This window comes from Rummeliibacillus sp. NPDC094406 (genome assembly GCF_044763875.1).
Lineage (GTDB): Bacteria > Bacillota > Bacilli > Bacillales_A > Planococcaceae > Rummeliibacillus.
On sequence record NZ_JBIWGZ010000006.1, the window covers coordinates 149,599 to 162,085 of the forward strand.

Consider the following 12,487-nt stretch of genomic DNA (forward strand, 5'->3'; position numbering starts at 1 on the left):
AAAATTTTCCTCCGAAAAACAATAAGGAACGTTATTAGACGTTCCTTAGACATAGTATCCTATATTATAACATAGTTTAGTGTTTTTCATGGCGTTTTTGAAGAACTCCTAAAACTTCGTACATATCTAATTTTTGCTCTTGTAGTAGCACTAATAAATGATAAATTAAATCCGCTGCTTCCCATTTTAATTCTTCAGAGTCGCGATTTTTTGAAGCAATTACGACTTCTGTTGCTTCTTCGCCGACTTTTTTACAAATTTTATCGACACCTTCATTAAATAAATACGTTGTATAAGCACCTTCAGGCATTTCTTCTTCACGGCCACTAATGACATTTTTCAATGTTTCCAAAATATCTAATGAGCCAATTGAAGGATCTTTTTCCTTAATAACTTCAGTGAAACAAGAAACTGTTCCGTTATGGCAAGCTGGTCCTTTTGGTAAAACTTCCACAACTAAAGCATCTAGATCACAATCTGCACGCATTGCAACTACCTTTTGAGTGTTACCACTTGTTTCACCTTTATGCCAAAGTTCTTGTCTTGAACGACTGAAGAACCATGTTTCACCTGTGTCGATTGTTTTTTCTAGTGATTCCTTATTCATATATGCTACTGTTAAAACTTCTTTTGTTTGTACATCTTGAACAACTACTGTGATTAAACCTTTATCATCAAATTTAAGATTTTCAATCATCTTACTGCCACTCCTTTTTGTCTTAGGCTGACTTTCACTTCTGCAACACTTGTCTCTTTATAATGAAAGATCGAAGCGGCTAATGCTGCATCGGCATCAACGTCATGTAACACTTCATAAAAATCATTCGATTTCCCTGCACCACCACTTGCGATAATTGGTACATTTACCGCCTCACGGATTGCTTTTGTTAATGGCAAATCGAATCCTTTCTTTTCTCCGTCCTGATCCATACTTGTTACTAGTAATTCACCTGCACCAAGTGCGACAGCCTCCTTAGCCCACGCTACTGCTTCTTTATCAGTCTTATTTCGTCCACCATGCGTATAGACCATCCATGTACCATCTTCTTCGCTCCATTTTGCATCAATGGCAACAACAATACATTGTGCACCGAAATAATCAGCGCCTTCTTTTATCAGTTCAGGGCGAATAATCGCTGAGGAATTAATCGATACTTTGTCTGCACCAGCACGTAGCAAACGTTTCATATCTTCGAGCGTTCTGATACCACCACCTACTGTAAATGGAATAGCAAGAGTTGACGCTGTTTTACGGACTACATCGACCATCGTTTCACGGCCTTCATGTGAAGCTGAAATATCTAGGAATACTAGTTCATCTGCACCTTGTTCGTTATAAAATTTTGCTAGTTCAACCGGATCTCCAGCATCACGAAGCGAAACAAATTGAACACCTTTAACAACGCGGCCCTCTTTGACATCTAGACATGGAATAATTCGTTTCGTAAGCATTATTCTGCCTCCTTCAAAGCCTCTTGTAGAGTAAAGCGTCCTGCATATAAGGCTTTACCTATAATAACGCCACTAACTGTCGAATTTTGCGCTGCAGCCTTAACCTTCGCAATATCTTCTAATGCACTAATACCACCAGACACAATGATTTCAGCGCCTGTTTTTTGTGCTAATTGAATATTTGCTTCAATATTTGGACCTGCTAGTGTACCATCTGTTGCAATATCAGTGAAAATAAAATACTTTGCGCCAGCTTTCGCAAAATTTTGACCGACTTCAATAGCTGATTGATCAGAGGTTTCAATCCAACCATGAGTTGCGACCATACCATCTTTTGCATCTAAACCAATCACAATTCGTTCTGGCCCAAATTCTTTGATAAAGCCTTTTACTAGTTCTGGCTCACGGATAGCTAAGCTTCCGATAATCACACGATCCACATCATTTTCTAGGTAATAACGAACATCTTCTTCGGAACGTATACCGCCACCGATTTGAACCTTTAGTGGTAACTCTTTTGCCACACGAATAACTTCTGCAGCGTGTGTACGTTTTCCATCTTTCGCACCATCTAGATCCACCATATGTACAAAGCTTGCACCTGCCTCTGCAAAACTCTTTGCCATTTCGAATGGAGAGTCTGCATAGACAGTTTCTCGTTCATAGTCTCCTTTAAATAGTCGTACACATTTTCCACCTCTCATATCGATGGCTGGAAATATTTGAATTGAACTCATGATACGGCAACCCCTTTCGCTACTGCACGAAGCCATTGTTGTAATAAATAAACGCCACATTCACCTGATTTTTCAGGATGGAATTGCATACCTGTCACGAATTCTTTTTGCACGATACCAGGAACTTTAATATCTCCATACTCCGCAAAAGCAACTAGATCTCCCTCGTCCATTTCTGTTGCGAAATATGAATGCACGAAATAGACATAGCGTTCCATTGGTAATTTCTCTAACCAAGTTGGGGTTTTAGCAAATTGCAAATCATTCCACCCCATATGAGGTACTCGATATGATTTTCCTGAAGCATCTTTACCTGAAAATTGTTTAATACAGCCATTAAAAATACCTAGCCCTTGCCAAAATCCATTTTCTTCACTTCTCTCAAATAAAAGTTGCATTCCTAAACAAATACCAAGGAGAGGTTTTTTCGTTGCGATTACTTCTTTAAATAGTGACACAAGACCCGTATCTTGCAATTTCTTCATAGCATCCTGAAATGCACCAACACCAGGAAGTATAAGTGCATCACATTGCAATAAGCTTTGTTGATCTGCAGAAATAACAACTTCACATCCTAAACGCTTAATCGCTTGTTCAACGCTAAAAAGATTCCCCATTCCATAATCAATCACACCGATTTTCATGTTAACAACCCCTTCGTTGACGGTACCCCTTTAACACGTGGATCAATTTGAACAGCATCATCAAGGGCTCTCGCTAATGCTTTGAAAATAGCTTCAATAATATGGTGCGAATTATGTCCATAAGGAACGATAACATGGACATTCATACGAGCTTCTAATGCAAATTTCCATAGGAATTCATGTACAAGTTCAGTGTCAAATGTGCCAACTTTCTGAGCTGGAATTTCTGCACGGAATTCTAAATGTGGGCGATTTGAACAATCAATTACCACTTGTGCAAGTGCATCATCCATTGGTACAAATGCATTACCATAACGTTTTATTCCTTTTTTATCACCTAGTGCTTGTTTAATCGCTTGGCCAAGCACAATACCTAAGTCTTCCGTAGTATGGTGATCGTCAATTTCTGTATCTCCATGCGCTTCGATTTTGCCATTAAAAAGGCCATGCTTCATGAAAAGGTCAAGCATATGGTCCATAAAAGGTACACCTGTTTCGACTGTGGCTTTTCCTTCACCGTCTAAATCGATTTCAACAGCTATCTGAGTTTCGTTTGTCTTACGTTCTATTTTTGCGTAGCGCGCCATCCTATTCCTCTCCTTTTCCCCATCCGCGTGATTCTACTGCTCTTGCATGTCCTTCTAATCCTTCCAAACGAGCTAGTCTTGCAATTTTCGGTGCATTTTCGGCCCATGTTTTTTCTGTATAATACACAACGCTTGTTTTTTTGATAAAATCATCCACATTTAACCCACTTGCAAAACGTGCAGTACTATTTGTTGGTAATACGTGGTTCGTACCCGCAAAATAATCACCGACTGGTTCTGAGCTATATCTCCCTAAGAAAATGGCACCTGCATTTTGAATTTGTTCACTCACTTTTTGTGCATCCGCAGTGACAATTTCTAAATGTTCAGGTGCTAATTGATTGATCGCTTGTATTGCTTGTTGCATTGATTCTGCAATATAGATTCGTCCAAAGTTTTCAACAGATTGTTTTGCAATAGCCATACGTGGTAATGATTGTAACTGTTCTTCCACTTGGGTTTGTACGTTCTCAGCAAGATGTTCACTTGTTGTTACTAGAATTGGACATGCCATTGCGTCATGCTCTGCTTGTGAAAGTAAATCTGCAGCGATTTCATCTGCATAAGCGGATTCATCCGCAATAATGGCAATTTCACTTGGTCCTGCGATCATATCGATTGCAACTTCGCCGAATACTTCTCTTTTTGCTAATGCTACGAAAATATTCCCTGGTCCAGTAATTTTATCTACTGCTTGAATCGTTTCAGTACCATAAGCAAGTGCTCCTATCGCTTGAGCTCCACCCATTTTATAGATTTCTTCAATTCCTAAAATAGAGGCAGCTGTCAATACTGCAGCTGGAAGCTTACCATCTTTATTACAAGGTGTCGCTAAAACGATTCGTTCAACACCTGCAACTTGGGCTGGAATAACATTCATTAAAACAGAGGAAGGATAAGCTGCTGAACCACCAGGAACATATAAGCCTACAGAAGCGATTGGTAAAATACGTTGACCTAGCCATGATCCATTTGCGAGATTTAATTGATAACCATTACGTTTTTGTTGTTCATGATATAATCGAATATTTGAAGCTGCTTCTGTTAAATCTTGTACTAACTGAGAATCTAATGATGCGACAGCTTCTTTAATTTCTTGCTCGGTTACACGTAAGTGATCAAGTGCGATACCATCCCATTTTTTACTATAGGCTTTAACTGCTGCATCTCCCTTTGCCCGTACATCGGCTAACACTTGACGAACTGTTTTTAACTGTTCTTCGTTACCACCTTCTAATGGTCTTTTTAATGAAATCGTATCTGTTAATGCTTCAATTTTCATAGCAAATCCTTCTCTCATTTCACACATTTTTTGAGTCGTTTCACTAAATCTAGAATCCGTTCATTTTTCATACGATAACTTACTGGATTAGCAATTAATCTTGATGAAACATCTGTGATAAATTCATATTCGATAAGTCCATTTTCCTTTAATGTTTGGCCTGTAGATACAATATCTACGATGCGATCTGCAAGACCAATTATTGGAGCTAATTCAATAGAACCGTTTAACTCAATGATTTCTACTTGTTCCCCTTTTTCACGATAGTAATCCGAAGCTACAGTTGGATATTTGGTCGCAATGCGAGGTGCAATGTCATTTAATGTTGTATCAGGTAATCCAGCAGAAGCAATATGACATTTACTAATATTCAAATCAAGTAATTCATGTACTTCTCGATGTTGTTCTAGTAAAACATCTTTTCCTGCTATTCCAATATCCGCTACACCGTGTTCTACATAAGTGGGAACATCCATCGGTTTGGCTAATATAAAGCGTATTTTTTCTCGCGGTATTTCAATCACTAACTTGCGTGACATTTCTACATTTTCAGGTAATTCGAAACCTGCCTCTATTAACATTTCATAGGCTTCCTCGAAAATACGACCTTTTGGCATGGCAATTGTTAACTCATTCATGAATGATTCCTCCTTGCCCAATTCGTACAACTTCTGCAAAATGATTTTCAAATGCTGTTAAATTATCTAAGCCTTCCATCGATTGCAATGTTGTACGTTTCCCTTGTGTACGCAGTTTTTCAGCTGTGGCAAGTGCTTCAGAGAGTTGTGGTGCTACAAATAATACAAGAACTTCATCGTTGTCTTCCTCTTTCTGAGAAATCACTTCCAATAAATGATCTACTCGAAGACCAAATCCAATGGCTCCAACTTCTGTGCCAAATTCCTGTAGTAATCCGTCATATCTTCCACCGTTTCCAAGAGGGAAACCTGACCCAGTTGCGAATACTTCGAAAAGCATACCTGTGTAATAATTCATATGACTTGCTAATGTAAAGTCAAAAGCAATATATGAAGTAGCATCCGCTATTTCTAAAATGGATGCTAATTGTTCCATATAAATAAATGCATCTTTTTCATATACATATTTTGCAATCTCTCGAATGCTTTTCATCTCTGAAGCATCTTCGATAAAGGATAATAATGTTTGCTCATTTTCAGTCGGTAAGTTATAGGATACAACTGCTTCCTCAAAACCTACGACATTTTTGTATACAAGCAAGCTATGTAATTCCGCAAACTGTTTTTCGTTTTGTACATTCTTTTTGATAACGGAATTCAAAATACCTGCATTGCCAATTGTTAGCTTAAATTCTTCTACTCCTAATGCTTTTAATAATTGGATAGCAGTTAAGATGACTTCAGCATCTGCATATACAGATGAATCGCCTATAATTTCAATTCCCATTTGTTCAAATTCTGCAGGACGTCCACCTTCTAATTGCTGTGCACGGAAGACATTGGCAAAATAAGAAAGACGTAATGGAATTTTCTCTTTTAATAATTTAGAAGAAGCTACACGTGCAATAGGTGTCGTCATATCTGGACGAAGTACTAATGTATTACCTTGACTATCTACTAGTTTAAAGAGTGAAGGATCCATAATTGCCGAAGCTTTACCAACTGTATCGTAATACTCAAGTGTTGGTGTCTGTATAAAGTCGAATCCTCTTAAACGAAGAAATTCACTACCAGTTTGTCGAATAACTTCTTTCTTTTCAAAAATCTTTGGAAATGTATCGCGCATTCCAAGCGGTTTTTCAAACTTTCGAATTGGTGACATTTTTACACTTCCTAATCCATATACTTTATCTTGCTAGAGTGTTAGAGTAATGATGTATGAAAGTATTCTATAATAAGAAAAACACGAAGTCAAGTACCCACGACAAACTTATCCATAAGTTATGACTTTTTAGAATTAACTGATTCTTTCAGAGCCATTTCTTCTTTTGTATAGATAATACGCATTGGGTTTCCACCTGCAAATGCGCCTGGAGGTACATCTTTGTTCACTAATGTCATGGCAGAAATAATGGCATCATCTCCAATCACAACACCTGGTAAAATTGTAGAATTTGCTCCTATCATGACACGATCCCCAATTACTACATCTCCTAGCCGATATTCATTTATCAAGTATTCATGAGCTAGAATTGTTGTATTAAAACCGATAATCGTATCACTTCCCACTTTAATTCGTTCGGGAAACATGGTATCGGGCGTTACCTTTAAAGCAAATGCTGTCTTTTCTCCCACTTCCATATTTAAAAAAGTACGATACAACCAGTTCTTTACAGATAGAAACGGTGTATAACGGGCAATTTCTATAACAATGAAACATTTAACTACTTTCCAAAAAGATACTGTTTTATAAATTTGCCATAATGACGTACATTCTGACACTGAATACCTTTCTGTTCTACGCATTGGCTTGCTCCTCTACGATTGTTATTAAATCAGACATGCGATGCAACATATAATCCGGTTTGAATTGCATTAAGAATTCTTCCCCTTTCATGGACCAAGCCACTCCTGCTGTTCTAACTCCAGCATTTTGACCACCAACTATATCATGTGAGTTATCTCCGATCATCAAAACATCATCTTTTTCTAAATGCATTTTTTTTAGAGCTAAAAGTATAGGCTCTGGATCAGGTTTGACATGTTTCACATCATCCATACTCACTACAACTTCAAATAAGTCTTCAATACCTAATAGACGAATCCCTTTTGATAAAGAGTCTAAACCTTTAGTCGAGACTATCGCTAATCGAATCCCTTTTTCTCGTAAAACGAATAATGTTGATTTCACGCCTTCGAATTCTTTTGCTAATTCATCATGGTGTTCGTCGTTCCATCGGTGATATTGTCGAACCCATTCCTCTGCTCTCATGGAATCAATTGTAGAAAATGATTCCATTAATGATGGTCCAATAAACGGAATCATGTCATCTCTTGTAAATTTCCCGGGAAATTCCGGTTCTAGCACATGGAAAAAAGTTTGTATAATTAGTTCATTTGTGTCTAATAATGTACCGTCAAAGTCGAATAGTAATCCTTTTATATTTTTAGTTGTCATCAGATACAACCCCTTTTTTGTCGAATAGAATATGGAAATATTATTACAAAGATAAAAATTTATTTCCATTAAATTGACTGATATATCACTTGAGTTTCATTATATATTTTCCTAAATAAACAAATCGCCGTATCACTACAGAGACCCTAAATCCTTGTAATCAAGGAAATCAGAGATATAACCCATAGCAATATCGGCGAATATTTCATATATGATTTTTATACCGCAGTAACGGGCAGTAATACCACCAACCTCAAGATTGAGAGAAAAGCAAAGAAGATAGGTGGGGGGATAACTACCCGTAAAAGTCAGATTGGTTCGGTCCAACAGGATGTTGGACACTCAGTTTTTGCCACAGGACGTGGCGAAATTAAACTGAGTTCTTTTTTCAGTGGGGATGAAGAAAACCCCCACTGATAGAAGTTTCACTTTATTGATCTTTATATCGAACTGGTGGTTTGATAGTTAGTCTGCGATAGATGATTAAAATAACACCTACTACTATGCCAACTAATGATACGATTTGTGCTATACGTAAATTACCGATTAGTAAACTATCTGTTCTCAAACCTTCGATAAAGAAACGTCCAAATGAATACCAAATAATATAAGTTAGGAATATTTCTCCACGACGTAAGTTCGCTTTACGAAGTAGTAGTAAAATAATTAAACCAACTAAATTCCATGAAGATTCATATAAAAATGTTGGTTGATGATAGAAACCATTGACATTCATTTGCTCAATAAGCCAGTTTGGTAAATGAAGTCCTTCTAAAAATGAGCGATCTACTATACCGCCGTATGCTTCTTGGTTCATAAAATTACCCCAACGACCAATAATTTGACCAATGATTAGGGATGGAGCTAATATATCAACGATTTTCCAGAAGCTAATGCCTCGTTTTTTAGTGAAAACAAAAGCGGTAATTAAGGCACCGATAATAGCACCATGTATTGCTATACCGCCGTGCCAAATCTTAATAATTTCACTTGGGTGCGAAGAATAATATGGCCATTCAAACGTAACATAATATATACGAGCGCAAATAATTGAAATTGGTACTGCCCAAATAAGTAGATCTGTTAAAAGATCTTCTCCAAAACCTCTCTTCACCATCTCTCTTTGTCCTACAAAGTAGGCAACAATTATCCCGCAGGCAATGATGACACCATACCAGCGTACTGAGATTGGACCAAGTTGCAGTGCAACTGGATTAATAGCCATTAAAATTGAATCCATAATAATCTGTTACTCCTTTCAGCCCTACTAGCAAAACAAATCTAGTTATACTTCATCTTTTGCTTCAATGACACTATCTAATCTACGTGAAAATTCTTCTGCTGCATTGATACCTAAATTCTTTAAGCGATGGTTCATTGCGGCAACTTCTATAATAACAGATAAGTTTCGTCCAGGTCGCACCGGAACTGTTAACTTAGGTAGCTCTGTATCAATAATTTTCATCGTTTCTGTCTCTAAGCCTAAACGGTCATACGTTTTGTCAGAATCCCATGTTTCTAAATCTATTACTAATGATATTCTCTTATGTTTTCGAACTGCACTAGCTCCAAACAACGTCATAATATCAATGATGCCGATTCCACGTATTTCGAGTAAATGAGCGATTAACGGAGGTGCATTTCCGACTAATGTATTTTCTCCTTCTTGGCGAATTTCTACACAGTCATCTGCAACAAGGCGATGTCCTTTTTTTACAAGCTCAAGTGCTGTTTCACTTTTCCCTACTCCACTTTTACCTGTGATTAAGACACCAATTCCATATATATCGACTAACACACCATGAACAGCTGTTGTTGGTGCTAAACGACTTTCTAAATAATTTGTCAACAAACTTGAGAAACGAGTTGTTGGCAATTTTGTCTTTAATACAGGTACATGATGTTCTTCAGAAGCTATTATTAAAGCTTCTGGTACTTCCATATCATGTGAGATAATAATTGCAGGTGTATCTTGAGAACATAGCTTATTCATTCGATCAAATTGAACTTCCCGGGATAACATATCAAAAAACGATAGTTCTGTTTTCCCTAAAAGTTGCACACGTTTGGCAGGATAATGTGTAAAATAACCCGCCATTTCAAGACCTGGGCGTGAAATATCGCTCGTTAAAATATGTCGACCGATTCCTTCCTCACCACTAATAAGCTTCAGATTCAATACTTCCATTATATCTTTCGTACAAACCTGATCCAAAGCCATCATCACTCCACCTTCCGAATAACCATAAATAGAAACAACATGAACATATTTTAGCATAAAATTTAAAGAGGAACACGCCCGTTTAGCTCCGACAGGTAAATGTTCTCAACCTGAAGATGCGCTTTTTCCTCAAATGGTTGAGTTATAGGAAAGTTGCCTAAGTTCGCCACCTCGTGTGGCAACGGCTATCGGGCCTCATCCTGCGGACCCCCGAGGAGCTGACGTGTGACTGGCATAAATTTAAAGCGGAACACTCTCGTTTAGCCCAGCACCCCACTATCTCTTTAATCATAATATCTAAAAAAGCCGGATAAGTTTCTCCTTACCCGACTTATCAGTAATCATCACAATAAAAAAACTAGCTTTCCCCTCAATGAAAGCTAGTTAAAAATATCTTATTTTTTTTCAGAAAGCCATTTAGCTACAGCGTCTAATTCATCGCCAGAAACTAAACCAGCAGGCATATTACCTTTACCATTTTTCAAAACATCTTTGATTTGACTTTCTGATAGGGTAGCACCGATTTTTCTCAAATCTGGACCTACAGAGCCTTCTAAATTGTTACCGTGACAAGAGATACATTTTTGTTTTGCCACTGCTTCGGCATCAACTTTTGTCGTTTCGGTGGTTGTTGTATTATTTGCTGTTTGATCCTTTGTAGTTGTAGTTTCGTTCGTTGTGGTTTTATTAGTAGTACCACAAGCGCCTAATACTAATGCAGAACCGAGTAACATTGCAAGTAGTGCTTTTTTCATGAAGAACCCTCCTATAAAAATTTGTAATAACTTACGTAGTAAGTATACCAAATTCAAGTATAAATTAAACCTGACTAATTTATGTATTTGTGTCTCTTTTATGCCGATGGAACTATCAAGAAAGTCTATTCGCAATATATTTTACACTTATTAAGGTTTTCACACCCTTAACATTGGAATATATATATAAGTATATGCCTTATTTATATACAATTTTTGTATTTATATTGTGTCGAATTGTTGTTTTATTTTTGAATCTAATTTCTCTAGCAAATTGTATTTGACCACTTATTTGCTGCTTTTGATATTTCTAAGACATCATCAATATTAATTTCCAAATCTTCAGCAATTTCATTAACCATTTTTATATCCATACGCTCTAAAGCAATCGTTAATTGAAGATAAGGTTGCATGATTGAGCTACTTCCTGATATAGTTTCTATCACTTCATCTGATAATGGTAACTTCATCAGAATATTATTCATCGGTCTTTGCAACAGCGCATCTATCAATGAAAACATTCCAACTAAAAAATACTCTGACGTATTTCGTTTTCTGTTATATTTCGCCAATAATTCACACATTTTCGCACGGCATAAACAAGTTTTCATTAGCTCATCAAACGTACCAGCTGAATTGTATTTTTGAGATTCACGATAGGTCAAAATGTATATCCATTTCTTTAAATCCTCTAATCCTAAATGCAATATTGCTTGCTTAATCGATCGAATTTTAGATTTCGAACGTTTTGATGAAGAATTGATTAATTGCATGAGTTTATAGGACAAAGCTATGTCGTGCTCGATTCCCTCAGCTATTTGATCAATATCAGGGTCTTCCATACGAAGCAACGCAATAACTCGGTAATATTGCAATAAATTCGCAGGAATTTCATTTCCGCGAATAATTTGTGGTTGCATGAAGAAATAACCTTGGAATAATTTATAACCTATTTGAATTGCCTCTTGATATTGTTCCCTAGTTTCAACTTTTTCTGCAAGCAATGCAATATGGGGAAATTCCTTCTTTACTCGTTCTTCAATTTGATGCCTTTTTTCTTTAGTAGAAATATAAAAATCGACTTTAATAATATCTGTATATTTAAATAATTCTCGATAATATTTGACATCATCTTGCATAATAAAATCATCTAAAGCAATTCGATAGCCTTTTTCTTTTAGTTCTTTCACGCGTCGTATTAACTTTTCCGTAATTGGTACATCTTCAAGAATTTCAACGACAACTTGCGAAGGATTAAGCTGATCGAAAATATCACTCATTAATAGATTTTCAGTAAAATTGATAAAGCATGGTCTACCATTTGCCAATTCCTCAAAGCCAATTGAAAAGAACGAATTGATAATGACATCAACTGTTGCTAGATCTGAATCAATGTCTGGAAATTCATTTTTCCCATTCCCATTTCTATATAATAATTCATATGAATAGACTTGTTCTAGGGTGTTGAAAATTGGTTGTCTGCCAATGAAAACCTCCATCGATTTTCTCCTTCACTACATTTTTACTAATATTATAGCATTTTTTTCAAGTAAGTTGATTAACTTATTTCAATTGAATCACTTTCATTAATTCATATTCAGATTTGATGTTCCGCTACAGACGGCGCTTTCCACGGGCTTGGCTTCAATCTCCTCGGGCCAACACGATGTTGGTCACGAAGCCGTTGCCACAGGACGTGGCGTTCTTAGGCTT

The 12,487-nt window shown here is 36.8% G+C and carries 14 protein-coding genes; all 14 read right to left on the minus strand.

Going from position 1 to position 12,487, the window contains the following annotated elements:
- Positions 1 to 76 precede the first annotated feature (76 nt).
- Positions 77 to 697: a bifunctional phosphoribosyl-AMP cyclohydrolase/phosphoribosyl-ATP diphosphatase HisIE gene (hisIE, locus tag ACIQ4I_RS15920; RefSeq protein WP_403097755.1), complete on the minus strand. Its 621-nt coding sequence runs from the start codon at positions 695 to 697 to the stop codon at positions 77 to 79.
- Complete coding sequence (gene hisF / locus ACIQ4I_RS15925) at positions 694 to 1,452, minus strand: imidazole glycerol phosphate synthase subunit HisF (protein WP_403097757.1); 759 nt, start codon at positions 1,450 to 1,452, stop codon at positions 694 to 696. Before hisF ends, hisIE begins: the two co-directional genes overlap by 4 nt.
- Positions 1,452 to 2,189 carry a 1-(5-phosphoribosyl)-5-[(5-phosphoribosylamino)methylideneamino]imidazole-4-carboxamide isomerase gene (gene hisA / locus ACIQ4I_RS15930; RefSeq protein WP_403097760.1) on the minus strand — a complete coding sequence of 246 codons (738 nt, stop codon included), beginning with the start codon at positions 2,187 to 2,189 and terminating at the stop codon, positions 1,452 to 1,454. Before hisA ends, hisF begins: the two co-directional genes overlap by 1 nt.
- A complete protein-coding gene (hisH, locus tag ACIQ4I_RS15935; protein WP_403097761.1) occupies positions 2,186 to 2,833 on the minus strand; it encodes an imidazole glycerol phosphate synthase subunit HisH in 648 nt (215 codons plus the stop codon). The genes hisA and hisH overlap by 4 nt, the downstream gene beginning before the upstream one ends.
- A complete protein-coding gene (hisB, locus tag ACIQ4I_RS15940) occupies positions 2,830 to 3,420 on the minus strand; it encodes an imidazoleglycerol-phosphate dehydratase HisB (RefSeq protein ID WP_403097763.1) in 591 nt (196 codons plus the stop codon). Before hisB ends, hisH begins: the two co-directional genes overlap by 4 nt.
- Before the next feature lies 1 nt (position 3,421).
- On the minus strand, positions 3,422 to 4,702 hold the full coding sequence (gene hisD, locus ACIQ4I_RS15945) for a histidinol dehydrogenase (RefSeq protein WP_403097764.1): 1,281 nt from the start codon (positions 4,700 to 4,702) through the stop codon (positions 3,422 to 3,424).
- 14 nt (positions 4,703 to 4,716) lie between these two features.
- Positions 4,717 to 5,340, minus strand: coding sequence for an ATP phosphoribosyltransferase (gene hisG, locus ACIQ4I_RS15950; RefSeq protein WP_403097765.1), 624 nt, complete (start codon positions 5,338 to 5,340; stop codon positions 4,717 to 4,719).
- Entirely contained in the window at positions 5,333 to 6,502 is a 1,170-nt protein-coding gene (locus ACIQ4I_RS15955) for an ATP phosphoribosyltransferase regulatory subunit (RefSeq protein ID WP_403097766.1), read from the minus strand. Before ACIQ4I_RS15955 ends, hisG begins: the two co-directional genes overlap by 8 nt.
- Positions 6,503 to 6,621: 119 nt before the next feature.
- Positions 6,622 to 7,146, minus strand: a complete 525-nt coding sequence (locus tag ACIQ4I_RS15960; RefSeq protein ID WP_403097768.1) for an acyltransferase — start codon at positions 7,144 to 7,146, stop codon at positions 6,622 to 6,624.
- The gene (ppaX, locus tag ACIQ4I_RS15965; RefSeq protein ID WP_403097770.1) at positions 7,139 to 7,798 is read right to left on the minus strand and encodes a pyrophosphatase PpaX; all 660 of its coding nucleotides are present in this window, start codon (positions 7,796 to 7,798) and stop codon (positions 7,139 to 7,141) included. Before ppaX ends, ACIQ4I_RS15960 begins: the two co-directional genes overlap by 8 nt.
- 430 nt (positions 7,799 to 8,228) lie before the next feature.
- A complete protein-coding gene (gene lgt / locus ACIQ4I_RS15970) occupies positions 8,229 to 9,038 on the minus strand; it encodes a prolipoprotein diacylglyceryl transferase (RefSeq protein WP_403097772.1) in 810 nt (269 codons plus the stop codon).
- 45 nt (positions 9,039 to 9,083) lie between these two features.
- Positions 9,084 to 10,013, minus strand: a complete 930-nt coding sequence (hprK, locus tag ACIQ4I_RS15975; protein ID WP_403097999.1) for an HPr(Ser) kinase/phosphatase — start codon at positions 10,011 to 10,013, stop codon at positions 9,084 to 9,086.
- Positions 10,014 to 10,414: 401 nt separating this feature from the next.
- A complete protein-coding gene (gene cccB / locus ACIQ4I_RS15980; protein WP_403097775.1) occupies positions 10,415 to 10,774 on the minus strand; it encodes a cytochrome c551 in 360 nt (119 codons plus the stop codon).
- A 266-nt stretch (positions 10,775 to 11,040) separates the two neighbouring features.
- Positions 11,041 to 12,273: an EAL and HDOD domain-containing protein gene (locus ACIQ4I_RS15985; RefSeq protein ID WP_403097777.1), complete on the minus strand. Its 1,233-nt coding sequence runs from the start codon at positions 12,271 to 12,273 to the stop codon at positions 11,041 to 11,043.
- Positions 12,274 to 12,487 lie beyond the last annotated feature (214 nt).

Excerpts from the sequence above, each read along its gene's own strand:
- ACIQ4I_RS15955 (WP_403097766.1), bottom strand. The coding sequence starts at position 6,502 with ATGTCACCAATTCGAAAGTTTGAAAAACCGCTTGGAATGCGCGATACA.
- hisIE (WP_403097755.1), bottom strand. The coding sequence starts at position 697 with ATGATTGAAAATCTTAAATTTGATGATAAAGGTTTAATCACAGTAGTT.
- hisD (WP_403097764.1), bottom strand. The coding sequence starts at position 4,702 with ATGAAAATTGAAGCATTAACAGATACGATTTCATTAAAAAGACCATTA.
- hisF (WP_403097757.1), bottom strand. The coding sequence starts at position 1,452 with ATGCTTACGAAACGAATTATTCCATGTCTAGATGTCAAAGAGGGCCGC.
- hisB (WP_403097763.1), bottom strand. The coding sequence starts at position 3,420 with ATGGCGCGCTACGCAAAAATAGAACGTAAGACAAACGAAACTCAGATA.
- lgt (WP_403097772.1), bottom strand. The coding sequence starts at position 9,038 with ATGGATTCAATTTTAATGGCTATTAATCCAGTTGCACTGCAACTTGGT.
- cccB (WP_403097775.1), bottom strand. The coding sequence starts at position 10,774 with ATGAAAAAAGCACTACTTGCAATGTTACTCGGTTCTGCATTAGTATTA.
- ACIQ4I_RS15985 (WP_403097777.1), bottom strand. The coding sequence starts at position 12,273 with ATGGAGGTTTTCATTGGCAGACAACCAATTTTCAACACCCTAGAACAA.
- hisG (WP_403097765.1), bottom strand. The coding sequence starts at position 5,340 with ATGAATGAGTTAACAATTGCCATGCCAAAAGGTCGTATTTTCGAGGAA.
- ACIQ4I_RS15960 (WP_403097768.1), bottom strand. The coding sequence starts at position 7,146 with ATGCGTAGAACAGAAAGGTATTCAGTGTCAGAATGTACGTCATTATGG.
- hisA (WP_403097760.1), bottom strand. The coding sequence starts at position 2,189 with ATGAGTTCAATTCAAATATTTCCAGCCATCGATATGAGAGGTGGAAAA.
- ppaX (WP_403097770.1), bottom strand. The coding sequence starts at position 7,798 with ATGACAACTAAAAATATAAAAGGATTACTATTCGACTTTGACGGTACA.
- hisH (WP_403097761.1), bottom strand. The coding sequence starts at position 2,833 with ATGAAAATCGGTGTGATTGATTATGGAATGGGGAATCTTTTTAGCGTT.